The organism is Alteromonas sp. 5NW40-0090 (assembly GCF_057552975.1).
On record NZ_BAAJLT010000006.1, the window covers coordinates 87,171 to 111,181 of the forward strand.

20 protein-coding genes are annotated in these 24,011 nt (G+C 46.0%); all 20 read right to left on the reverse strand.

Annotated features, from left to right (window positions below):
- Window positions 1-69 precede the first annotated feature (69 nt).
- On the reverse strand, window positions 70-1,512 hold the full coding sequence (gene tldD, locus AC27KT_RS08945) for a metalloprotease TldD (RefSeq protein ID WP_039217280.1): 1,443 nt from the start codon (window positions 1,510-1,512) through the stop codon (window positions 70-72).
- Window positions 1,505-2,323 carry a carbon-nitrogen hydrolase family protein gene (locus tag AC27KT_RS08950; protein ID WP_487129198.1) on the reverse strand — a complete coding sequence of 273 codons (819 nt, stop codon included), beginning with the start codon at window positions 2,321-2,323 and terminating at the stop codon, window positions 1,505-1,507. Before AC27KT_RS08950 ends, tldD begins: the two co-directional genes overlap by 8 nt.
- A complete protein-coding gene (locus AC27KT_RS08955; protein ID WP_487129199.1) occupies window positions 2,316-6,311 on the reverse strand; it encodes a YhdP family protein in 3,996 nt (1,331 codons plus the stop codon). Before AC27KT_RS08955 ends, AC27KT_RS08950 begins: the two co-directional genes overlap by 8 nt.
- Before the next feature lie 26 nt (window positions 6,312-6,337).
- Window positions 6,338-7,804 carry a ribonuclease G gene (gene rng, locus AC27KT_RS08960; RefSeq protein ID WP_487129200.1) on the reverse strand — a complete coding sequence of 489 codons (1,467 nt, stop codon included), beginning with the start codon at window positions 7,802-7,804 and terminating at the stop codon, window positions 6,338-6,340.
- Window positions 7,801-8,391 carry a Maf family protein gene (locus AC27KT_RS08965; RefSeq protein ID WP_487129201.1) on the reverse strand — a complete coding sequence of 197 codons (591 nt, stop codon included), beginning with the start codon at window positions 8,389-8,391 and terminating at the stop codon, window positions 7,801-7,803. Before AC27KT_RS08965 ends, rng begins: the two co-directional genes overlap by 4 nt.
- A gap of 36 nt (window positions 8,392-8,427) precedes the next feature.
- Window positions 8,428-8,904, reverse strand: coding sequence for a rod shape-determining protein MreD (gene mreD / locus AC27KT_RS08970; protein ID WP_039217293.1), 477 nt, complete (start codon window positions 8,902-8,904; stop codon window positions 8,428-8,430).
- Entirely contained in the window at window positions 8,897-9,790 is an 894-nt protein-coding gene (gene mreC, locus AC27KT_RS08975; RefSeq protein ID WP_487129202.1) for a rod shape-determining protein MreC, read from the reverse strand. The genes mreD and mreC overlap by 8 nt, the downstream gene beginning before the upstream one ends.
- 37 nt (window positions 9,791-9,827) lie before the next feature.
- A complete protein-coding gene (locus AC27KT_RS08980; RefSeq protein ID WP_012516782.1) occupies window positions 9,828-10,871 on the reverse strand; it encodes a rod shape-determining protein in 1,044 nt (347 codons plus the stop codon).
- 354 nt (window positions 10,872-11,225) lie between these two features.
- Window positions 11,226-14,948 carry a DUF6701 domain-containing protein gene (locus tag AC27KT_RS08985; RefSeq protein WP_487129204.1) on the reverse strand — a complete coding sequence of 1,241 codons (3,723 nt, stop codon included), beginning with the start codon at window positions 14,946-14,948 and terminating at the stop codon, window positions 11,226-11,228.
- Window positions 14,948-15,436 carry an agglutinin biogenesis protein MshP gene (locus tag AC27KT_RS08990; protein ID WP_487129206.1) on the reverse strand — a complete coding sequence of 163 codons (489 nt, stop codon included), beginning with the start codon at window positions 15,434-15,436 and terminating at the stop codon, window positions 14,948-14,950. Before AC27KT_RS08990 ends, AC27KT_RS08985 begins: the two co-directional genes overlap by 1 nt.
- Complete coding sequence (locus tag AC27KT_RS08995; protein ID WP_136783088.1) at window positions 15,426-16,169, reverse strand: PulJ/GspJ family protein; 744 nt, start codon at window positions 16,167-16,169, stop codon at window positions 15,426-15,428. Before AC27KT_RS08995 ends, AC27KT_RS08990 begins: the two co-directional genes overlap by 11 nt.
- The gene (locus AC27KT_RS09000) at window positions 16,169-16,690 is read right to left on the reverse strand and encodes a prepilin-type N-terminal cleavage/methylation domain-containing protein (protein ID WP_487129209.1); all 522 of its coding nucleotides are present in this window, start codon (window positions 16,688-16,690) and stop codon (window positions 16,169-16,171) included. Before AC27KT_RS09000 ends, AC27KT_RS08995 begins: the two co-directional genes overlap by 1 nt.
- Window positions 16,680-17,141 (reverse strand): prepilin-type N-terminal cleavage/methylation domain-containing protein, encoded by a 462-nt coding sequence (locus AC27KT_RS09005; protein WP_487129211.1) that lies wholly within the window; start codon window positions 17,139-17,141, stop codon window positions 16,680-16,682. Before AC27KT_RS09005 ends, AC27KT_RS09000 begins: the two co-directional genes overlap by 11 nt.
- A 1-nt stretch (window position 17,142) precedes the next feature.
- The gene (locus AC27KT_RS09010; RefSeq protein WP_487129213.1) at window positions 17,143-17,655 is read right to left on the reverse strand and encodes a type II secretion system protein; all 513 of its coding nucleotides are present in this window, start codon (window positions 17,653-17,655) and stop codon (window positions 17,143-17,145) included.
- Window positions 17,656-17,677: 22 nt separating this feature from the next.
- Entirely contained in the window at window positions 17,678-18,265 is a 588-nt protein-coding gene (locus AC27KT_RS09015) for a prepilin-type N-terminal cleavage/methylation domain-containing protein (RefSeq protein ID WP_487129215.1), read from the reverse strand.
- A gap of 45 nt (window positions 18,266-18,310) precedes the next feature.
- Window positions 18,311-18,805 (reverse strand): hypothetical protein, encoded by a 495-nt coding sequence (locus AC27KT_RS09020; protein ID WP_136783092.1) that lies wholly within the window; start codon window positions 18,803-18,805, stop codon window positions 18,311-18,313.
- Between the two features lie 29 nt (window positions 18,806-18,834).
- On the reverse strand, window positions 18,835-20,070 hold the full coding sequence (locus AC27KT_RS09025) for a type II secretion system F family protein (protein WP_487129217.1): 1,236 nt from the start codon (window positions 20,068-20,070) through the stop codon (window positions 18,835-18,837).
- Entirely contained in the window at window positions 20,070-21,782 is a 1,713-nt protein-coding gene (locus tag AC27KT_RS09030) for a GspE/PulE family protein (protein WP_487129219.1), read from the reverse strand. The genes AC27KT_RS09025 and AC27KT_RS09030 overlap by 1 nt, the downstream gene beginning before the upstream one ends.
- A complete protein-coding gene (locus AC27KT_RS09035; RefSeq protein ID WP_487129221.1) occupies window positions 21,782-23,107 on the reverse strand; it encodes a tetratricopeptide repeat protein in 1,326 nt (441 codons plus the stop codon). The genes AC27KT_RS09030 and AC27KT_RS09035 overlap by 1 nt, the downstream gene beginning before the upstream one ends.
- A complete protein-coding gene (locus AC27KT_RS09040) occupies window positions 23,104-24,009 on the reverse strand; it encodes an ExeA family protein (RefSeq protein WP_487129223.1) in 906 nt (301 codons plus the stop codon). Before AC27KT_RS09040 ends, AC27KT_RS09035 begins: the two co-directional genes overlap by 4 nt.
- Window positions 24,010-24,011: the final 2 nt, after the last annotated feature.

A 24,011-nucleotide genomic window follows, 5' to 3' on the forward strand; every position in this document is an offset into this window, starting at 1 on the left:
GCATACAAAAAAGGTTGGTGCCTAGGCCCAACCTTTTTTAAATTTTCCAGTGTACAGGTTTGAGCTGAATTAAGCCGTACCACCCACCGTCAACTCGTCAATTTTAAGTGTGGGCTGTCCTACACCCACCGGCACGCTTTGACCGTCTTTACCACATACACCAACGCCTTTATCCAGGGCTGTGTCGTTACCAATCATTGAGATCTTTTGCATAACCTCTGGACCGTTACCAATTAAGGTAGCCCCTTTCACTGGTGCGGTAATTTTACCATTTTCAATTAAGTAGGCTTCCGCGCTAGAAAATACAAATTTTCCTGACGTAATGTCTACCTGTCCGCCAGCAAAGTTCGGCGCGTAAATACCTTTGTCGATAGACGCGATAATTTCCTGCGGATCGTGTTGGCCTTCCAACATATAAGTATTCGTCATGCGGGGCATGGGCAAATGCGCATAGGATTCACGACGACCGTTTCCGGTAGGTGCAACGCCCATAAGTTTGGCGTTGTGTTTATCCTGCATATAGCCTTTCAAGATACCATCTTCAATAAGCACGTTGTGCGCTGTTGGTGTACCTTCATCGTCTACCGACAACGAGCCACGACGGTCGTTTAATGTGCCATCGTCAACAACCGTCACGCCTTTTGCAGCAACGCGCTGACCAATACGGCCACTAAATGTTGATGCACCCTTACGGTTAAAGTCGCCTTCAAGACCGTGCCCTACCGCTTCGTGAAGTAATACACCAGGCCAGCCGTTACCTAATACTACAGGCATAGCGCCTGCCGGTGACGCCACAGCCTGCATGTTTACGCGTGCCATGTGAAGGGCATCTTCTGCCAAGGTTTCGTAATACGGTTTGCCGTTTTCGTCTTGCTTAAAGAACGAGTAGGCATAGCGACCACCAGCCCCCGCTGAACCACGTTCACGTCTATCGCCTTGTTCTAGCAATACCGAGCAGTTCAAGCGCACTAGCGGGCGAATATCAGTAGCTAAAGTACCGTCACTGCCAGCAACTAAAATTTCTTCATACACACCGCTTAAGCTCACCACTACCTGATTGGCAGACGGCTCTTGTTTGCGGATATAGGCATCTACTGCTTTTAAAAGCGAAATTTTCTCAGCATCTTGCATCGCAAGAATAGGGTTATTTTCGCTATATCGCGCTTGCACTGGTTTTTGCCCAAGCGAAGCAACTTGTTGTGACCCGCCGCTTGGCGCAATGCCGCGAGCCGCTTTACACGCTTTGGTCAACGCTTCTTCGCTTATTTCATCTGAATAAGCGAACCCTGTTTTCTCGCCGCTAATTGCACGCACGCCTACGCCGCGCTCTATGTTATAGCTGCCTTCTTTAATAATGCCGTCTTCCAACACCCAGCTTTCGTGCTGGCTTGACTGAAAATATAAATCGGCATAGTCGGTATCGTGACGATGAATAGTCGCTAAAGCACGCTCTAGCTTAGAGATATCTAGCCCTGAGTCAGATAATAAATGACGCTCAACAGATTTAGACAAAGTGACTCCTGAATCGGTTATGTTCGGCAACCGGCATATTCTGTTTAATGGTTTCTCTTTCTGCAATATCTACTTTTGCCGAGACTAACCCTACGTCGGTTTTACGTTCGGCAAGGGTCTCCCCCCAAGGCGACAGTACAAGACTGTGACCGTATGTTTCGCGGCCATTTGCATGCACACCACTTTGATTCGCAGCTACCACAAAGCACTGCTTTTCAATGGCTCTGGCTTGCAACAACGCATGCCAATGCGCTTCTCCGGTGCGTTGGGTAAAGGCCGCTGGCAACACCAAAATATCGATATCGCCCATTGCAGTAAATAACCCTGGAAAGCGTACATCATAGCACACCGCAAGACCAATGTTGCCTATTGGAGTTTCAACAGTCACCACCTTGCTGCCCGCTTCGGTTGTCGCCGATTCACGATAACTGCCCGTGTTGTCGTTAACTGATACATCGAACATGTGAATTTTTCGGTAGTCTGCCAACACATCACCGTTGGGGCCAAACAGCATGCAGGCTGCGGAAAACTTCTCTGGGCTATTGGTTTTCACTGGAAACGTACCCGAAACCAGATAGCACTGATATTGTGCAGCAAGCGCTGACAAACGTCGCTGAATCTCACCTTCGCCCTTTGTTTCTGCCACAGCAAGTTGGCCTTTGTCTTTACCGCCGAAATAAGCAAAACACTCTGGAAGCACAACTAAACTGTTTTTCTCAATCTTTGCCGATGCCATTTCGTTTGCAACGGTGTCGAGATTTTCTTCTACGCTTGGCGCAGATGTCATTTGTAATGCAGCTAAATTAACCATCGATCACCTCCATTTTAAGCCTGCGTACGTCATCTTCCGTTAATGGCCTGTCTTGCGGGTTGGCCGGTACAGGCGCATTTTGCGCAGGTAAGCTGATGTCTTTGCTGTTGCGCTCAACTTCGTCGAACTTAGGATCTTTTATGGTGCCTGTAACGCGATAGTTCACATTCGAAATAACTTTCGCAGAGGTTAGCACCTGGTCTATGGCAAGAGCAGCGAGTGCAGTGGGCGGCGTAGCCAAGAAATACACTAAAAACGGTAAGTTCCCGGTTACGTTCGGTGCGAACGATACGTTGTAATTTAATCCACCGGTATTGAGGTCTGTGAAGCCAGTGATCTCTATTTCACCAGCGCCGCCGTCAATTTCAGTATCGTCGGTATACGCTTTGCCATCAACAATACTTAACGTGCCGCCCATATCGTCGTAGAAAAAACCCTTAGCAAAAACGTCTCGAAAATCGAGGCTGAGCTTCCGCACTAACGAGTTCAAGCTAAACAGGGTAAAGATACGTGACCCCTTATCACTCAACTCAGTTAGATACCCATCTGACAGCGACCACTGAACATTACCGTTTAGCTGTTCAAACCCGAAATCCATCGGCGCATTTGGCCAGTTGATATCAAACGCGACGTTTGCGCTAGAATCTTTTATACCTGATTCAACACCGTACTCCTTTAGCATCTGCCCAACGTCGGGAGACGTTAATGTTCCGTTTAACGCGCTTTGAATCTCGCCTCCCATGTGCTTCCAATAACCCGTCGCGGTAACGTTAGTTTCATCAGACTTCACTAGAAGCTGGCGAATGGCTAAACCATTCTCTTCCTTCGCGATGTCTAAGGTTATTTCACCTAAATCGATGCCGTGCACGCCACAGGACTGACAATAAAAATAAATGGGCGGTAGCGTATTAGGGTCAATATTGTAGGGCGACTCGCCTTCCTCATTTGGCATAGCACTATTGGTAGCTAACTCAACGCCGCTCTCTGAGTCGGCTTTTGTCGTCCCCCCGGCTTCAGCAGGCTTCTCTAGTGATAAATAGTCGGCATTTATCTCAATGCCTTGCTCGTCTAAATCACTATTAATACGAATAGTGGCTCTTGCCTGAGGCGACGCTAAGTCTAGGATCCAATCTTTATTGCGTTCTGTTGCACTGAGCTGCGCATTCTTAATACTGTGGCCAGCAAAATTTAGCTTGTCTGCTTTGGCGAATATCCGCGAGGGAGTACCAAACAAATTCGCTTTTTTGCTTTCATTTGATTGGATACTCGATTGAATATTTGTTTTTGCAATGGCGGTACTGGTGTCTTTCCCTTTGCCAGCAAGTAACATATTGATAGTGGTAAACCATTCTTGCACATCAGCTTGAGCTAGATTCGCACTGATACTAAAACCTGTACCAATGTTGGCTATATCGCTTTCGCCAAGTGCCAAGTGCGCACGTGAAAATTGCATTTCTTTGTGCGGTAGTACGCCATCAAAACGAATGTTATCACCAAGTGACGCCTCCACATTTGATGCTTTGCTATCGCCTTTACTTGTAATAAGCAGCGGTAAACTGCTGCCCGCTGGCGTATCGAAGGGAGCAGGCAATACACTTTGTGTCGCCGTTAAATCTGCAGTCAAATTGGCAGTATAGTTAAACCCACTGTTTGAAAGCGACAGTTGGACTGTCGTGTTCCAATCACTTTCGCCGTCGATGTATTCGGTGAGATCTGTGTTCACATAGTTAGCCAGCGGATGTACATGCCACCGTCCATCTAACTCTACATTTAGGTCGTACGTGTCGCCCTGCCTACCGGATAGCGACAAGTTCACCGGCTGTTTAAGAAACTGTGCCTGAAGCCCACTTGCGTCTATATCGCCATTGACAAATGACACCTCTCCTGACGCTTTATCAAACAGCATGTTAGTTGTAGAAATATAAACAGGGTTGTTGGATAGATGTGCGGTACCCGATGCCACTACATCTTTGCCTTTAAACGGAATATCAAGCTTTATGTCGGCAGATAGAGGCCCGCCAATTTGTACGTCTTCGTTAAGTACTTTGCCTAAAGATTTTTGTAATGACGAGTTCATCATTAAATCAGTCAGGGCATCTCCGGTACCTTCGCCAGTAGCATAAATAGCTAGTCGAGCACTCGGCTTGAAGCTTGGAATGGCAGCCGACATATCACTGATTTTCATACCAGCAAGCGTCGCACTAGGGCTCTCCATCACTAATGCATTATTCACAAAATATAGAGATAGATCTAAGTTATTAAGTGCCGGCCAGTCTGGCGCAAAAAGAAAATCTCCCTGCTCAATATCGACATACGCCTGAAAAATACCTGTGTTATCGTCAAACGGGAAGTCACTCGTGCGACCGTGCCACAGCACGCGCGCGTTTGCGATTTCACCTTCTCCTGTAAACGCACGAGTGAGGTATTTGTCGGTATTAGCCCCCATTAAAGAAGGGGGAAATAAACTGCTCACCTCATTTAGCGCCAATGGGCTTACATCCACATAAAGTGACATAAACCCTGTCGACGTATTCAGTTTAAACTGCGGGTGAAGAGTGATGGCATCACTATCAAGCAGCATATCGCTGCCTTTTACTACCCACTGCTTGTCTTCGCTATCTATCTGCTCTGGGTAAATATAAAACTGAGATTTAAACAGGTTTATATTGACGTCTTTCTTAATTACGCCGTTGGCACTTAGTAAGCTATCCGCACTTTCCAAGTAGATAGCGCCATTATTTTTATACCAGAAAAAGTCTGCGTCTAGCGACGAAAGACCTGGTACCTTATCTGTTTTGTCCCACTGTAAATCTAGCACTTTAGCCGCTAAAGAAGGCTGGCCGTTGTGCCATTGAATCTGCAACGTGGCCAACTCGCCTTTTGGATTAAGCCCGCGTATTTCTTCTTCACTGGTATCATCCATGAAAAGCGGTAACAACAGCAGAAAGGGATTGATTTGCACCGGCTTTACGGTGTTTATCAGCGCATCACCATTTGCACTTATACTGCCAATTAGGTCTGTTGTAAGGGTCTCGTTGCTCGAATTAAGCACCAATTGATCCACTCGGACATTCCAGCCTCCCTGTTTGTTCTCATCGTTAGGCAGCGCCTGAAGACTACCTCCGCTGATACCTGTTACCGTTTTCGCGCGGCCACTGCCCCACTCTAAAAGGCTTTCACTAAGCTCGGCTTGTACGCTAGTGACTTCACTTTGAGAAAAGTTAGTCCATACTTCAAAGTTTGCGCGGCTTTGCGCTAGTGGGCGCTTGGTCTTGATGAGATCGCTTACCCACGGAGAAATATCGAGTTCTTCTGCTTTGGCGTAGAACACGCCGTCAAAGTCTTCCCGCGTGCCTGTGATATCAATGATAAACGACGCCGAGTTAGCCGCTAAATCTGCAACCTTAAGCTGACCTAAACCTTGGTGTCGCTCTTCATGGTTGTTCCACGATAAACTTTCAATATCAAATGAATTGGTTTCATTAAGATGAGTGACAGATACCACCCCGTCTTCTAATGAGAAGCTTTGAAGCTGCTCTAAAAACAGACGCTCTAGCGCATTTACTACGGGGAAGTTATTCTTATCGCCTCCAGAAAGGCGATCGGCGTCAATATCAAGCTTAAGACCACGCAGCTCGAAACGGGTAGATGAGATAAGTTGGTGGCGTAGCGATTCCCAAAAATCTAGCTCGACGTAGATTTGCCTGATATCCAATGCAACAGGGGAAGCATCGTTTTTAGCCAACGACACCGAATTGAGCACAATACTTGGACCATTGCGCTGCCAAACAGCATGCACACTTTGGATGGATAGGTTTACGCCATACTGCTCATTAATATAATTTTCCAACAGGTGTTTGTTGTGCTCAATATGCGGCAGAGCATAGCGTGCAGCGCTTAAAACAAGCGCGAAAAGTACAAGCAATACGGCGAGTAGCAGCCAAAACTTCTTAAGTAGATAAGCGGCTACCGACGAAAAATTTGTCACATTTTGCCTTTGTATACGTTAATGCATTACATCATGACGACGTCGTACTTATCCTGATTGTACAATGTTTCTGTTTGAACCTTGATTTGTTTAGACACAAATACTTCCAGTTCTGCCAGCATATGAGACTCTTCACCCATTAAGGCTTCCGCCACTTTAGGTGAAGCGTAAACCACAAACTTGTCTGCGTCGTAGGCGCGATTCACCCGTACAATTTCACGCATAATTTCAAAGCAAATGGTTTCAATGGTTTTTACCGTGCCTCGGCCTTTGCACACCGGGCATTCGCCGCACAGTATATGCTCTATGCTTTCACGGGTACGCTTTCGGGTCATTTCAATTAGCCCTAGCGCAGTAAAACCGTGAATATTTATTTTGGCTCTGTCCTTGTTCGTCGCCACCTCTAATGAGTGTAAGACACGTCGTTTGTGGTCTGGTTCAATCATATCGATGAAGTCGATAAGGATCATCCCACCCAAGTTGCGCAATCTTAACTGACGGGCAATGGCCTGCGTCGCCTCAATATTGGTGTTAAAAATCGTTTCTTCTAAGTTCCGGTGGCCAACAAAAGCGCCTGTATTAATATCGATTGTGGTCATCGCTTCGGTTTGATCGATGATCAAATAGCCGCCAGATTTTAAATCGACACGGCGTTCCAAGGCTCGCTGCGCCTCATTTTCCACATCGTATAAGTCAAAAATAGGTCTATCACCCGGGTAGTATTCGAGCTTGCCGTTCATTTCAGGCACGTACTCTTTGGTGAACTGGTGAAGTTCGTTGAATGATAGTTTCGAGTCGATACGAATTCTGTCGAGCTCTGTACCAACAAAGTCGCGTAGCACACGTCGTGCTAGCGGTAAGTCTTCATAAAGCACGTTCGACTTACGCTTTTTCATACGCGACTGAATTTTATCCCACAGCCTTCGCAAAAATGCTGCGTCGGACTGCAGTTCGTTTTTGCCCACGCCTTCAGCCGCAGTACGCAGAATGAAGCCACCGTTTTCATCACAAAACTCTTGCACCAGCGACTTTAAGCGCTCTCTTTCTACTTCTTCTTCAATGCGTTGAGATACGCCTACGTGAGTGACCGAAGGCATAAATACAAGATAACGGCTGGGGATAGTAATGTCTGTGGTAAGGCGTGCGCCTTTGGTACCGATGGGATCTTTTACCACCTGAACCACAATATCTTGACCGTCTCGCACCAACTCGCGAATGTCTTGCTTTTGAATATGGCTTGCCGAGACTTCTTCAGCAATTTCATTGTGAATGACAATGTCAGATGCATGTAAGAAGGCGGCCTTTTCTAAACCGATATCAACAAATGCTGCCTGCATTCCCGGCAGTACACGGCTAACTTTACCGCGATAGATATTGCCAACCAAACCGCGTTTGGTATGACGCTCTACGTGAATTTCTTGCAGTATTCCGTTTTCAATAAGCGCTACCCGTGACTCTGACGGGGTAACGTTAATAAGCAGTTCAGCACTCACGATACAACTCCAAATGCATTAAGTAATTGGCGGGTTTCGTATAGTGGTAGGCCTATTACCGCACTTGCACTGCCGTTAATAGAAACTACAAACTCACCACCAATGCCTTGAATAGCGTAACTCCCTGCTTTGTCGGCAGGTTCTCCTGTTTCCCAGTATGCGTCAATTTGCTCATCCGTCAATGCTGCAAAAGTCACAGAGGTGGTAATTACTTGAGTCTGTTGCTGAGCGTTATCAAGTACACAAATAGCGGTAAGGACGTCATGAGTTTTACCAGAAAGCATAGTGAGAATGCGCTTAGAATCTGCTTTATCTTCTGGCTTGCCAACACTTTGTCCGTTAAACGATATTAGCGTGTCGCTGGCCAGAATAACCTTGTCGTCGGTCATTGCCTGCTGATCTTCAAGGTGTGCTTTCACCGCTTGGGCTTTTTCACTAGCAAGCCTTGCGACAACCTCCTTCGGTGGCTCGTTGGCACGGGGCGACTCGTCAATATCGGCAGGTTGTATTGTATGGGCGATGTTCATTTGCTTGAGCAAAGCGGTGCGCCGTGGAGAGGCTGAAGCTAACACTACCGATTTTGTCATTGGCTTACCTTTGGTTTAATCGAGAACGTGTTCGGGTTACGAAATTGAAAACTGTCTGCGCGTGCGTCGAAGCAGCCAAAATACCCACGGCCACAACACCATAGACGTAACAACGGGCCACAAATAATCGACCCGGAAATAAATATCAGTCAGTAGATGCTGCACCCAAAATGTAAGTAAGTGATATAGCGCCGATAGTAGACCGATAATAATGGCTTGCTGCCAAACGGAGTAATTTCTTAGTCTTTGGTAATTGGCCGCTAATATATAAACACAAATACTTAGGCCGAAACTATGAATGCCCAACGTTGTGCCCACAAGCACATCCATAGCAACACCAGTTAAAAACGCCACGCCCACATTCACTCTGTGGGGCAATGCCATACTCCAGTAGGCAAGCACAACTAGCACCCAGTCAGGGCGGTACACATCCACTTGAGTAGGCAGTGGAACAATTTGCAATACAAGGGCGACTAGCAGGCTTATCCAAATGACGAGGTTACGTTTACGCATCTGAAGACTCTTCCTCGTTGTCTGCTGGCTTGCTTGCCTTTTCATCGGTGTCTAACTCAGGCTCACCTTCGGCGTCCCATAAGAGCAACAAATGTCGAAGCCTGTCTAAATTAGCTAACGGCGTAGCAATTACACGTGCAAAAGGGCGACTTTCATCTCTCACTACCTGCTTAACGGTGGCGACGGGATAGCCCTCTGGGAAAACTTTACCCAGGCCCGATGAAATAAGCGTATCGCCTTCTTGAATATCTACGCTGTGCGGCACATGTTCAAGATATAACTCATTCAGTGCCCCGCTGCCGGTTGCAATAAAGCGAATATCATTGCGCAGTGAACGAACTGGAATGGCGTGCGTAACATCAGCAATAAGCAGCACGCGACTGTTGGTTGAACCGACTTCCATAACTTGGCCCACAACGCCATTGTCATCAATAACTGGCTGAGATAGATAAACACCATCTATGGCGCCTTTATTGATAACAACCTGCTGACTATATGGGTTTTTATCTACCGCCATTAGCTCAGCAACCATTTTTTTAGACGCTAGGCGCACGGGGGCTTGCAGCAGTTCGCGAAGCTGAGCATTTTCTTTGGCGATAACTTCGTACTGCTGAAGCTTTTCGCTCATGAGCAACAGCTGGTTATTCAGCTTTTGATTTTCCGCCAACAACTGTTCTTGAGAAGTAAGACGCTGGGCGCTTTCACTAAGCATTAATCCAGGAAGGTTAGCAATATACTGCAGCGGGCTCATTAAAGAGTTGAGGTACACTCGCGTTGATTTAAAGCCATCCATCTTGTGATCTACAAATATCAGAGTGACCGACAGCACAAGGGCCAGCGTAAGTCTGATATTTAAAGAAGGACCGCGAGTAAAAATAGTATCCATGATACAAATAAGGCAACCTTACGGTTGCCTTTCCTGTTTATTCGTAACTAAACAGGTCGCCACCGTGAAGGTCAATCATGTCGAAAGCCTTACCACCGCCGCGTGCTACACAGGTTAACGGATCATCAGCGATAACCACTGGGATACCCGTTTCTTCCATAAGTAGCCTATCTAGGTCTTTAAGAAGTGCACCACCGCCGGTAAGTACCATACCGCGCTCAGAGATATCAGAAGCGAGTTCTGGCGGCGACTGTTCTAGTGCCACCATTACAGCAGAAACGATACCCGTTAGCGGCTCTTGAAGTGCTTCAAGAATTTCATTTGAGTTTAGCGTAAACCCGCGAGGTACACCTTCAGCAAGGTTACGACCGCGCACTTCAATTTCGCGTACTTCTTCGCCCGGATATGCAGCACCAATTTCATGCTTGATACGTTCGGCTGTCGCTTCACCTATAAGTGAACCGAAATTACGGCGAATATAGTTGATAATAGCTTCATCGAACTTATCGCCACCAATACGCACAGAAGATGAATAAACAACGCCGTTTAGTGAGATGATAGCAACTTCAGTAGTACCACCACCGATATCTACCACCATAGAACCTTGCGCTTCAGATACCGGCAAGCCAGCGCCGATGGCCGCAGCCATAGGTTCATCAATAAGAAATACTTCTCGTGCACCCGCGCCAAGCGCTGACTCTTTGATTGCACGGCGCTCTACTTGGGTTGAACCACACGGCACACATACCAGTACACGAGGACTAGGGCGCAAGAAGTTATTGTCATGCACTTGTTTAATAAAGTGCTGAAGCATTTTTTCAGTTACGTAGAAGTCGGCGATTACACCATCTTTCATTGGACGGATGGCGCGAATGTTACCCGGCGTACGACCAAGCATTCGCTTAGCTTCTGCACCCACTGCGGCAACACTTTTAGGGCCTGCTGCACGTTCTTGACGAATAGCTACTACTGAGGGCTCGTTTAGAACAATACCTTGGTCTTTTACATAAATCAGCGTGTTAGCTGTTCCGAGGTCGATGGACAGATCGTTAGAGAACATGCCTCGAAGCTTTTTAAACATGAAGTGTGTATTCCTGTTCCTGTGTTAACGCGTATTTGCAAAGGTGAGATGGCGACGCTTTAACGTGAAGTCGATATTTATTCGCACACTTTAACAATGGGGGCAATTTTGGGCAAGTAATGGTGTCCACTTAGGGCCAAAATAACTACTTTATTGATAAGCAAATCTGGCGTCAGCCCCACAAAGGCATAGTGCATACGCGCTAATCATTTGATTCCTACATTAGAACCATTAATGACCTCGTGAACATTAGAAGGTTCAAAAACAATTAGCTAAATATTCACACTTTTTACAATGAGACCGCTACTGCTCGCTCTACCTGCAATGTCGTGAATAAACCATTAAACTGCCTTATTAGTTATTAATTTGTTCCCGCTTATAAATGATGTTGTCGTTTCCTCTATAAACACCATAGGTCAGCGTGGCGCTAGGCGGGTTGTCAGCTTCACCATCGTTATCCCAATCCCAGAGCAACCATGCTTCGGGGGTATAAGTTAACGGATAATTACCCGCCCCATTTGGCGATGATAGGCGCATACCTTCGCCGGTGACGTACGCACCTTCACTTAGGGTTCCGTCTTCAGAAGAAACTAGCTCGCCTGAGACATCATTTATATTAGCGTGAGCAAAGTCTGTGCAGCTATCGTACATGTTTATGCGCCACGTTTGACCGTCCCAGTATTGAGTACGAAGGGGAAGCAATAAGGCTTCATCTGCACCGCCATAGTTGTTAATTAACGTAGCTCGGCCGTAGGCGAAGCTGATCGCATCACCAAAATCGTCAACACAGAAACCCGTGCAAGAAAGCCCATTAAAGTTTGCGCTCTCAATTTGTCCACTATCAGCCACTAGCGCAATAGATGCGTCCATATATGCTCCGTCGAGTGCTGTGCCACCCAAGCGGCTAAATGCTATATCATTGTCAGAAAAGGAGATTTGACCTGTAGCCCCGCTTTGAGGCCATGAGATCGTGTTTGTATTTTCTAAACGGTCTAACAAACTCCCGTCGTGCTCAACCTGTAAACCAAGGTTTGTTAGTTTGTCGAAGCCATCATAGTAGTTCACAGTGCGGCTGCCATTTTGATTAAGGGCAGTAAGAGTAAAGCTAACCTCATTAATCGGTTGGTCAAAATAGTTGAACCCGTCACTGTCAGTACATGCGGCCACCACGTTCCCTGTCAGTGAAAAATTCGAAGGCGCAAACCTTCCCACGTTATCGACTAGGCCCAATACCGTGGTATCGTTCAAGTATGTACTTTGAGCTGCAATAGAAATGACACCCACTTCATCATAATTAACGGCCAAGTTAACTTTACCTTCGTTATCAAAGTTAACGCTGGTGGTACTCAAAGACCCTGCTGTTCCCCCTGCTGGCAAGGTTTGTTGAGGCGTTAAGATGACACTACCTGAATAGTGTTCGGCTGTATTGTTATTGGCTAAGTCAGCGAAGTTATCTGGTACACCATCGTTATTACTATCTTCGCCATCAACCCACTGCACAGTACGAAGACCTAGTACAAAGTTTTCACCCGTGCGCTTCAGCAGTGAGCCACTTGCGTCAGTCGCATACCCGTTGGGATTGGTACTGGTGCCACTGTCATTTAAAATGTCCATTGCAAAACCGAAAGGGCGAACCGTGAAGATATTTGAAGACCCTGATATTGCCGTCCTGTCAGTAATTGTTCCTGTGAGCGATATTTCACCTGCATCAGGATACTGCACCGTAAACTCAGCGCGAGAATTTGCATCGAACTGTAGCGCGAATGTTTCAGCTGACAACCCCAATTGATACGTGTTGCTGTCATTAGACAAGGCTAGCTTGTTCGAGCAATTGCTTGCGCTTGCACAGCTGTAGTTAAGGTCCACATCCACAATTTTGTTATTTAAGAGATCCGTATTGCCGCAGGCCTCGATAGCATAAGCTTTACTGTTAAAACCTTGATCAGATGGTTTGCCTGATAGTTGGGTTACAATGGTCGCGTTGCTGTCGGTAAGATTCTTAAATACTAAACCATCGTCTTCAAAGTCAATCTTACATCCTTCAATACCTACTTCTTTGCCGCCAATAAAGCAGCGAAGCTGAGATGATGGTGTTTCTCCTAGTGTTGCAAGCTTTGTATCGTTTCCTTTCAGGCTGTCTAGCGCTAACGAAATTTGTCCCGTAAAAGAGACGACATCGTTTCCGCTCCACTGAAAATTGGCGTTATTTTGAGGAGACAGTTTAACCGTTGAAGGTTGAGAATAAATAAGATCGCAATTCACATCTGCGCATGCTTTTAACGTTATTTGTTTAGCCGCACAGCTACTGCCTTTATTATCAGCTAATTCATAGCGATAGTGATTGAGTACTTCGATAACCTCTCGACCACATATGCCGGGTATATTATTTGGTACTTCGTTCGCCGTTACTTTAAGAGGTACAGGAATATTTACCGTAGGTGAAGAAATAGATTCGATTCCCCCGCCGGCGTTAAATCGCCCAACAATGGTTTCATCACCTACATTAGCAAACGTCACCGTGCCTTTGGCAATAACTAGCGCTTTGGGGTTAGAGCCATCAATAACTACGTCGCCGTCTACATAAATCGCTAGGTAAGCACCATCAGCAACGGTAACATTGACATTAGCCATAACGAAGCGGGTTGGTTGTCCCACGGGATTAGTGCCAGGGTCGGAAATATAGATGCGTGTAGGGGCTATGACGTTATAGTTGCCCGCTGCCATCAGCACGTTCTGCCTGTTGAAGTAGTAATCCCCCGCTAAATCACCGGCAGTTATTTCGGGGCCGCTGTCATCAACGGTAATACTAGGTATTGCTCTGGCTTGTGACTCAGTCAGTGAGTCTGTGTTATTCACTGTACAGTCGACACCCGGCTCTCCACATTTAGGATAATCCGCCGTGCCTTTTGTTCCTCCGGGGATTAATTGCGTTGCACTTAGTACGCCGCTGTTTTCATCAATAATACGGCTATTTGCGGGAAGATTAATGGCCGAGCCGCCAAATGCTGCTACCGCGCCAGGAAATGCCACGTCACAACTTGGCACCTCACCACTAAAGACAAACTCTGACGTCATAGCCAGAATGCTTGCCTCTTCTTCGGCGTGATTACGCTCCGAATCTAAACTTCGGTCTTCATCAACGCGAAGCCCCAATCTATTATTGTTAACTTGGCAACTGCGCAGCCAGCCACCGTCTTGGCCGTTGCGACTAATCTTACTGGCAGCAACAAGTGGCGTTTGAGAATAATTGTTCTTAAAATTGTTGCGGAAACAGCCATCACTCCACCCCTGAATAAGTACATCTGCAAAGTCTGCCTCCCAAACCACCTCTACACCATTATCGTCAAAGAACCTGCGATCAAACCCTTCTGTAGTGGCCATGTAAGCAACCGTTTCTGTGCGTGTTACCGGCTCATAATCGGTTTCTGACGCTTCCAAGGCTATGTAATATGACGGTGCGTCATATTTAGCCGCAATAGTTAAAAATGGCAGTAAATGCTCATTAGGTGGCTTTTTCCCGTTTACGTCTACTTGGTTATTCACGGTTTGAATAGAATGAAAGAAAACCGGCTGTTCACCAAAATCTGTTTGTAACGGTACTTCTGCATATCGCGCATTTTCTGTACCCGGAACCAATGTCCCCGTTGGAATATACCAAGGCGAATTGGTAGAAGCTTGAATAGTAGTAGCATCCAGCTGCATTTTTCCTACCTCAACGATATCGCCGTCAGGAAATTCGTGAATGCCGTAGGCGATAGCCAAGTAGTGACCTCCCATAGTAATATGAGGGCCATCTTCACCAGAGGGCTCAAGGGGCAATGCTTCAAAACCCGTTCTGGTGACGTTGCGAATTTTAACAATAGCGGGGTTGTTACCCTGATTTGTTGAGAGCATGAATACTGCGGGTGGCTCGTCGTACACCTGCGAAAAGCTTATCGTTGTCCACTCTGCTTTATTGTAGGTATTTTGAAGTTCGATGAATCTGCCTTCAATTTGAGGAACTGCTAGTGCGGGCAAAGCTGACATAGGCAACAGAAAAGCAAAAAAGAGTCGAACAAGCGATTTACAGTATGTCATTATTCTTCCTGCCTTACTTCAACAAGAACGCGTTTTGAGGTTTCAAGTTGGCCTATACGGCACTGCGCTTCGGCCCCCAATGCATAAACCCTTATTTCACCAGCGGCAACTTCAGGCTCTTCAACTTCGGTCTCCACCTCACAAGATAGCGTAATTACACAATTCTGCACATTAGCGGCATCTATAGTTATTGGTTGAGTAATTACGGCACACGCGGGGTTATTGCCATTAATTAGTCTAGAAATAGCGACTTCCATTGCGCTTTGGGCGGCTAAATAAGCACGAGCACCGTAATATTCAATGGATTGCTGCCGGATGTTAGATGAAATTTGGTTGGATAAAGCTATACCGAGCCCTAAAAGAACAATACTTATAATGATCGCAACAATCGTTGTAGAGCCTTTTTGACGAACAAGAGAACCACGCAATCCAACTGTACGCTGGCCGCTGCGATTAACGTTTAATTGGCGTGTTTTACTATGGCACATTAGGAAAATGCACCTCATGTACAACCGATATTTGTTCGTCATCACTGCTTTCTAACGTCATTTGTAGCTCAATTAAGCCATTTTGGCGTAAACCAGCGGTGACCACATTCGCGCTCCACGATGTTACGTTTGTTCCAAGAACGCCCGACGTAGCGCCTTGTGTTCTTATTAAGCGTTCACCTTGGGCTGTAGACGTTCTACAAATTGTCACTTGCGTTTCAGGAACAAAGAAACGTTTTCCCGGAGAAGATTGTGTATTAGGGGCACTGAGTGTGATGTCGTATTGATTATCGCTAGTCGGCTCGGAAGCGGCATCAGCAATAGCGTCTATTGTTCGCCCGTTATCATTCACGCTCTGCGGATTTGTCGGGTAGATAACAAGGGTATCATTCACACTCAATTGGCTATTGAACACCACAACATGCATGGGATTATTAAACGCGTCGCCCACATAGGTGCCACTTTCTTTGATCGGGTAATAAGAAAGACACCCTAAACTAGCATCAAACGACACTGAATTCGGTACCACATTGCGCAGCTCTTTTTCCAGTCGCAAAATAATAAAGCGCGCGTCTGAAACAAGGCGAGTGCGCTCTGCGCCTGTTATGTAAATTTGGGCACTGAGTGAAATTACTTGCGCTACAGATACACTAATTACGCCTAAGATGGTGATCACCAAAATAAGCTCTATAAGCGTAAAACCGCGCTGACGCTGTGCTTTGCGTGGAAACATTAATAGCTCCCTCGATAAGCGCTGAAATTGTAGACTTGGCCGTCTGGAGCGGTAACTGCTATATCAATACGCTTGAAAGTTTGCCCATCAGTTGGCGTACTGTCATCTAAATCACTGTCGTAATCTACCGTTACCGCAAAACCAAAATTGTTATAATTACCGCCCACATTACTCACTGAGTAGCCGTTGTAGTCGTCAACATCGTCATAGTCGTCTTCACTCGCCTCTTCAGGACCAAGGGTTGTTGAGCAATTTCCTTTGGCATTACAGGTTTCAAAAGGCGGGCTTCTGTCGCTGTTTTCATCATAAGAACGGCTTAGAATATCGTTCATTAACGACTGACCTAACTTAGCAGCTTTTACTTGGCGAAATGGCTCAGCCGTTTGTTCAGCTTGCGGCACAATAAGCGACAGCACTATTGTTAAGCTTATAGTGAATACAACAATACCAATTACTAGCTCTAGTAAAGTAAAGCCTTCACTGCGTTTTCTGAAGTTAGGCAACATTGCGCTAGCACGCATAAATTGCCCCTTCGCTTTGCAAACACATGGCAAAGGTACTTATTTGAATTTTGCAGTTAGATGAGCAGGCAATGTTGCTTGGTCGGCCGAATCCGTCAAACTGAATTTGAGAAAAGCTATCGCCGTTTTCATCTGCAGTTTGAAAAGTGAAATCAGTATTAGAAGCATTGACAACTTGATCGGCATCAAAAGCAGTGGAAAGAGGGTTTGCGCAGTCGTGCCCAGCGGGGGGAGCAATAACTGTATTCGTTATTTTCACACAGCTGGTGTCTTGAACGTTTTGCATGGCACGAAACTGCATATTGCGCACAAGCTGAAGTGTTCTGTCGCGAAGCGCAACAGCTTCTTCAGTGTCGCTACCAAGAAAGCGAGGTGCGGCGGTTACCGCCAGCACCCCAATAACCAATATGGTTATAATAAGTTCTACTAATGTAAAACCGTTTTTCTTCACATTACTCTACACACGTGTTTACAGTGATTGTAGGGCGCTCGCCTTCAGCTGTTGAGTTAGTATAAGCAACAGAACAAGCACTATCGGCCGCGGCTGGGTCCGGAGCCCCATCATAGGCGCCCGTGTAATAAATGAGAATAGTATCTTCACCTACTGCAACAGTAGCATATTCTCCGTCGGTATTATTGATATCAGCGTCAAGAATATTTGTGAAGTTTGCAGCAGTTGCGGCATCTGGATATCCATACACCACAGATACAGTAGTCGCATTTCCAATATTGACTGAATCTGAACCGTCACTTGAAGCGGCTACATCATTGATGAGAGCTTTACCATAAACGACGGATGAAGCAGACTCCAGAGAACCTGCAATACCTTCCAATACAGAGTCTCTTGCATCATCTTGAAGGTTCAAAAACTTAGGTGCTGCGGTTACCGCTAGAATACCCAGCAATACAATTACAATGATTAACTCGATTAGGGTAAAACCCTTTTGTGTTGATACTTTTTGCATAATCAAACTTCCTGAGTATTAATTAAAAAACAGTAACCTGGCCAGTGGCTGGGTTGTAAGTGAAACCGTCAAACGAGGTACCGTCAGGCGTGCCGTCTGCTGGTGCTGAAGTATTAGGTAAACCCATAGACTCAACTAAGTAGTAAACACAAAGCGTGTTTGCACCAGAATCATCTGAACGTACCGCGTATCTGAAGTCAGCAACGACCGTATCGTTCGTCGATGTGGTGTTGGTAGGTGCCGACTGTAGAATTAGGTCAAATGTGTTTTTGCACTCGGTATTGTTAACCGTAGAAATAAGTGTATTGCCAGTAGAGCTGCCGGTAGGGTAGCCGATAGTGCCGTCTACACCCACTTGAGTTTGATCGTAGGTGATTACTGTGCCGTTGCCGTTGCCATTGTTGCCACTTGGGCGGCCTTCCACTTCCCACTGCGCTCTTACAAGTCCAACTGCGGCAGCAAAACCACCAGCAACACCTTCAACGCTGGCTTCGCGAGCTTCGTCAGTAACATCGATAAAACGCGGCAGCGCAGTAGCCGCAAGCAAGCCCAAAATAATTACAACAATGATAAGCTCTATAAGCGTAAAGCCCTGCTGTCTCGTGTTCATACCTTCTCCTAGATTACAAAGTAAGCGCATAACTCCAACGCTTAGTTAACTTTTTCTTTCTCTTACCACACCGCTACCCGCGTTGTAGTCAAACCAAACCTTGTTTTGGATAGAAAATGCACATTGCAAATATCCATTTACGTATTTATCGCTTACCGATACGTCAGACGACATATCAAATTCTCTCAATGTCGCTAACGTGAACAGGTATTCACACGCATTGCCTTGGTTCGCTTCAAGTCCTTCAGGCCAACCTTTTGCATTTACAAATACTTCTGCTGCGACTTCTTTTTGCTGCTTTACGCTACCGCTGGCATCAAAGTCAGTTTCGTAAATCAAAACCTTCGACTGCTTGGTCTTTATCCATTGCGCTCTAGCCAACATAACAACCCGTTGAAACTGAGCCACTGCGTTTTCTTTGTTAACTTTTTCTGCTTCTTCTATGATTGGCGTAGCGTGATACACGTAAGATGCAGCCATAACAGCGAGCACCAGCCCAATCACAATAAAGTTAAACAACCCTGCTTTAGTGCTAGCCACGTTTTACCCCACCTGAACAGGTGGAACACTTACCCGCCTTTTACCGCCGACATCATGTTCCACATTGGCGTAAATATGCCAAGCGCCAGTATCAATACCATCACCGCAACAAAACCTATCAAAATAGGCTCGATTTTGGCTGTTAAGCTTTTTAGGTCGAAGTCCACTTCACGTTCGTAATAATCGGCGCTTTCTTCTAAAAGCGGTTCAAGTCGACCTGTTTCTTCTCCTACAGCAATCATCTGCAATACAAGTGTAGAAAACAGTTCGCTATTTTTCGAAACTCTCAGCAAACTTTCGCCCTTTTCTATGCCCTGACGCATTTCTTTAATGCGCATCTGCATGTGGGCGTTATCTACGGCATCTGCGGTTAACGATAACCCTGCGGTTAACGGCACACCTGCGCGTAAGATCATAGAAAAACTTCGGCTATATCTTGAAAGTAATGATCGCTCAATAATGCTCCCCACGACAGGCAACTTTAGTTTAAATTTGTCCCATTTAAGTCGTCCATTAGTCGAATTAACGTATTGTTTAGCCGAAAAAATTATTCCAATTAATACGATTAAGATTAACCACCAATAGTTAACAAAGAAGTTTGACGTGCCTATTAGCACGCGAGTCATGATGGGTAGTTCTGTGTCGAAACGCTCAAACATTTGAGTAAAAACGGGCACAACGAAAAGGTTTAAAATAAACATCGCAATAGCAAGCGCTATAAGTACAAAGGTGGGATATCGCAATGCCGATTTAATGCGCTTTCGCGTTTCTTGTTCACGCTCAAAATAAAGCGCCAGTTGCAAGAAAACATCGTCTAATTTACCGGTATTCTCTCCCACAACAACGACTGAGATAGTCAGGCGGGTAAAGATTTTTTCGTACTTGGTCATGGCGGAAGACAGGCTTCTACCCTGCTCAAGCTGGTCAGCGATATCTTTTAAAATTTCTTGAAAGCGCTTGTGTGAAGCATTTTCGCTTAACCCTCTTATTGCACGAATAATAGGAATACCGGCTTTTAACAACGAGTACATTTGGCGAGAAAAGATGATCATTTCATCCAGTCCCACTTTAGGCTCAAAGAGACTCCCTATGGCAAAGCCATCATTAGCTTTCTCGCCACTTGCCTTTTTAGTCTCTTGTATGGAAATCGGTACAATGTTTTTAGACAGTAGTGTCTGCGCAGCGGCTTGTGCTGACGCTGCCTCAATAACCCCTTTTTGAGGGCCGCCTTGAGTCGATTTACCTGCATAAGTAAACTGAGGCATTAGTGATTCACCACCTCAGGAACAAACTCCGCCACCTTGAAAACTTCATCTAATGAAGTTTTCCCTTCAGCAGCATAATCCAAGGCCATGTGGGAAAGAGGAACAAAGTCTTTATTCGCTTTTGTCGCGTCGACAAACCCCTGCGTATTGTCATCTCGTAGCGCTTCCATCATGTCTTCGTTCATTTCCAAGAACTCAAAAACACCAATACGCCCTTTGTAACCAGTATGGTTACAGCTATTGCAACCTCTCCCTTTATAAAACGCTGCATTTGCTAACTCTGGTTTTAAGAAACCTACCCATGCCTGCTCTTGCGCACTCGGTGGTCGCTCTTCTTTGCAGTTTTCACACACACGGCGCACAAGACGCTGAGCCAAAACACCACGTAGTGAGGTGGCAACGAGGTAGGGCGCTGCGCCCATATCGATAAGACGTATGGCACTGGTGACCGAGTCGTTTGTGTGAAGTGTACTTAATACCAAGTGACCGGTTAGTGCGCCTCTGAGCCCTATCTCTACGGTTTCTTGGTCGCGCATCTCCCCCACCATGATAATGTCTGGGTCTTGACGTAACGTAGTACGCAAAATTGCAGCGAAATCGAGGCCTATTTTGGCATTCACTTGCACCTGGTTAATACGCGGTAGTCGATATTCGATAGGGTCTTCAGCGGTAATGATTTTTAAATCGGGTTTATTAAGTTCGCTTAGCGCGCCATAAAGCGTGGTGGTTTTACCTGACCCCGTAGGCCCAGTTACCAATATCATACCGTGGGGCCGGTTTATGGCGGCGCGAAATTTTTCAGCCATCGCATTAGGCATACCCGTTTGGTCTAACGTCAAAAGACCTGCTGATTGGTCTAATAAACGCATAACCACCGCTTCACCATTAGCAACAGGCATAGTAGACACACGAACATCAAGCGTGTGCCCTTTCACTTTTATATTAAAACGCCCGTCTTGGGGAATACGCTTTTCTGATATGTCCAAACCTGACATAAGCTTTAGTCTGAGCACCAGTGCCGAGGCAATTTTCACCTGGTTTAACGTGTTTTCTTGCAATACACCGTCTACACGCTGCCTGATTCGCAGGATATTTTCATCCGGCTCGATATGTATATCAGAAGCTCGAACCTGAACAGCATCTTCAAATATAGAGTGAAGTAACTTCACCACTGTTGCATCAGAGGTTGTATCGTCGAGTGCAGAGAGCTCAAAGTCTGCTTCATCTGCGTATTCTTCGCCTAGCTTTTCCGCAAACGACGCAATGTCTTGCGTACGTCGATAAACGGTATCAAAAGCTTCAAGAATTTGGTTTTCCTGCACAATCGCCAGTTCAATGCTACGAGGGGCCACTAGAGGCCCCAGCTGGTCTAGCCCACCTAAGTCTGTTGGGTCGCTCATTCCTAGCAACACTTCATCATCGTCAGCTTCGAGCACCAAAGCGCGATAGCGCCTTGCATAGGTTTCAGGAATAAGCTGTGCTTGTTCAGGATCTATTCGGCGCTGTGTAATATCTAAAAACGGAATATTCAACTGCTGTGCAAGGAAGCGAAGCAATTGGGGCTCGCCGATAAAACCCAGATCAATCAGCGTATCACCTAGTTTTCGCCCAGATGAACGCTGTGCCGATAGCGCGTTATCAAGCTGTTCGCTGGTGATAATATTTTCGTGAACTAATAAATCGCCGAGGCGCATCTTTAATCGAGGACGCATTAAGGTTGCTCCTGTAAATCATTTAGGCGGGAACTGGCATATTGCGATGACGTAGAAGAAAGGCCGCCTATCGCAAGCGCTCTGGAATATGAAGAAATAGCCAAGCGTTTGTCTTCCAATGCATCGTAATTAACCCCCAGTGCCAGCCACCATTTTGCATTATTCGGTTGCAGTGATGTCATGGCGCTGAATGCCGAGATAGCTTGCGCTGGTTTATTAATGGTTTGTGCTGAAGTTCCCTTTAATATGAGATAATCGATACGTTTTTCAGCTAGCGCTTTTGCATCTAGACTCTCTGGCATTAAGTTCAACGCTTCTTCAAAACGGTTTTCTTGCACTAAAATTTTGGCCATTAGTTCACGCCACACTAAAGACTCTGGGGACAGCACGACCCCTTCGGATAGTACTTGTAGTGCCTGTAAATTGTTGTTCTGCCCAAAGTAAAGCCCCGCGAGTTGTTTGCGAGCCTCGATGTTTTGTGGGTAAGTAGACAACGCAAGAGTGAAGTTCTTTTGTGCGTCTTCAAACATGCCAAAGTTGTAGGCTTTCAGTCCAGCTTCCAGATGAGCACTACTTTGCTGCTGAGGCGATCTAGGCGCGACTTCCACCGCGGGCTTACGTGAAATTATGCTACCCGATGACGCCTCTTTTATTCCGTCATTTGTTTTACTGGTAGTTTGCTGCTGTTTCTTACTCGGCATTGAAACCGGCGAAGCCTCTTCTACAGAGCGAGCCCGCTCACTTTCAATGGCTTGCGCTTGAAGCGTTACGACCTTAGAGGCTGAGTTTGAAACTGCGCTTTCAACAACTTGTGATTCGGTATTATGACGTGAATTTGACGTGTTGTTCTCTTGTGTTTGTTGACGATATTCAGCCTCATCATCAGCTACCGTTTCATCAACGCTATTAAAGACTAATTCAGCCACATCAGAGGGCACTTCTTGATTGGCCATATCTTGCTCTGATAATGGTGTAGACTGCATCCCCTCAAGCATAACCGAGTCGCCATTTTCACTTTGCACTTCGCCGCTTTCATTGGCTGATTGAGTTAATGAAGTAGGCTCTTTTGATAAGTTCGTTTTGGTGCTTGGTGTATCATTTTGTACAGTGCCTTTTGCTCTATCGGCTACCACCAATTCACTGCTGTCATAGCTATCTACAAGTGCACTAAACACAAGCCATCCAATAAGCCCTAGTACGATTAAACCAATCAGTATTTTAGGCCACAGTGGGCGACTTGCTACTTGAACCGTAGGCGGCAACCCGAAGTCTTCACTTTGATTTCTTTCATCAAGCGATTTTAGCGTGTCATTTAAAATGCTCATAAACCTGGCGCTCCGTAAAAATGAAGCACGCTCGCTACAGCAAGCACCGCGATAGATAAAATAACGATACTTTGTCTGGGTACCAATCGACGCTTACAGTCATCGGTATCAAACACCGCATTTACTGTATGTTGCCAATTTGCTGATTCCTTGCCCTGACCGTAAGCACGAAGCAAAATTTTGTGGCAAACGATGTTGACTAACCGCGGAGTTCCACGGGTTACCAGTGCAATAAATGCACGTAAACCTTTTGAGATTAACTGCTCGCTGCCCCCGGCAGTGGTTAGTCTGTGCCCTATGTAATAGTCCACTTCTGCCGAGGTCATAGTGCGTAGCGTATACGAAAAACTAATGCGCTGACGGATTTGTCTAACTTTTGGATTCGATAAGTTATTGTCTAGTTCGGGCTGACCGAACAAGACGATTTGAAGTAATTTACTTTTTTCTGTTTCTAAGTTGCTAAACAAGCGCAGCATTTCAAGCGCATCCCAGCTTAGAGACTGCGCTTCATCGATGATCAGTACCGCTTGGCGCCCTTCCTTTTTCAGCGTTAAAAGCTTATTTTCGATAGCATTGTGCAACCCCTGCTGCGGCACCGTGTCTTTACCAGTATCGATACCTAACTCATTAGCAAATGCAATACGCAACTCGTCGGGCGTCAGGTATGGGTTTGGCAGATAACAGGCGACAAACTTATCTGAAAGGTGGTTTATCAGTTTGCGGCACAACAGGGTTTTGCCCGTACCTACTTCACCGGTCACTTTAATAAATCCTTCAGACATACTTAGCGCAGACAAAATGACTTTTAACGCTTCGTTATGCGGTGCCAGCGCACAAAAGAAATCCGTGTTCGGCGTGAGCGAAAACGGCATTTCTGTGAAGTGATAAAAGCCTTGGTACATAA

Excerpts from the sequence above, each read along its gene's own strand:
- AC27KT_RS09015 (WP_487129215.1), bottom strand. The coding sequence starts at position 18,265 with ATGAACACGAGACAGCAGGGCTTTACGCTTATAGAGCTTATCATTGTT.
- AC27KT_RS09035 (WP_487129221.1), bottom strand. The coding sequence starts at position 23,107 with ATGAGCATTTTAAATGACACGCTAAAATCGCTTGATGAAAGAAATCAA.
- AC27KT_RS09025 (WP_487129217.1), bottom strand. The coding sequence starts at position 20,070 with ATGCCTCAGTTTACTTATGCAGGTAAATCGACTCAAGGCGGCCCTCAA.
- AC27KT_RS09040 (WP_487129223.1), bottom strand. The coding sequence starts at position 24,009 with ATGTACCAAGGCTTTTATCACTTCACAGAAATGCCGTTTTCGCTCACG.
- AC27KT_RS08965 (WP_487129201.1), bottom strand. The coding sequence starts at position 8,391 with ATGACAAAATCGGTAGTGTTAGCTTCAGCCTCTCCACGGCGCACCGCT.
- AC27KT_RS08980 (WP_012516782.1), bottom strand. The coding sequence starts at position 10,871 with ATGTTTAAAAAGCTTCGAGGCATGTTCTCTAACGATCTGTCCATCGAC.
- mreD (WP_039217293.1), bottom strand. The coding sequence starts at position 8,904 with ATGCGTAAACGTAACCTCGTCATTTGGATAAGCCTGCTAGTCGCCCTT.
- AC27KT_RS08985 (WP_487129204.1), bottom strand. The coding sequence starts at position 14,948 with ATGACATACTGTAAATCGCTTGTTCGACTCTTTTTTGCTTTTCTGTTG.
- AC27KT_RS08990 (WP_487129206.1), bottom strand. The coding sequence starts at position 15,436 with ATGTGCCATAGTAAAACACGCCAATTAAACGTTAATCGCAGCGGCCAG.
- AC27KT_RS08995 (WP_136783088.1), bottom strand. The coding sequence starts at position 16,169 with ATGTTTCCACGCAAAGCACAGCGTCAGCGCGGTTTTACGCTTATAGAG.
- mreC (WP_487129202.1), bottom strand. The coding sequence starts at position 9,790 with ATGGATACTATTTTTACTCGCGGTCCTTCTTTAAATATCAGACTTACG.
- AC27KT_RS09000 (WP_487129209.1), bottom strand. The coding sequence starts at position 16,690 with ATGCGTGCTAGCGCAATGTTGCCTAACTTCAGAAAACGCAGTGAAGGC.
- AC27KT_RS09030 (WP_487129219.1), bottom strand. The coding sequence starts at position 21,782 with ATGCGTCCTCGATTAAAGATGCGCCTCGGCGATTTATTAGTTCACGAA.
- AC27KT_RS08950 (WP_487129198.1), bottom strand. The coding sequence starts at position 2,323 with ATGGTTAATTTAGCTGCATTACAAATGACATCTGCGCCAAGCGTAGAA.
- AC27KT_RS09010 (WP_487129213.1), bottom strand. The coding sequence starts at position 17,655 with ATGCAAAAAGTATCAACACAAAAGGGTTTTACCCTAATCGAGTTAATC.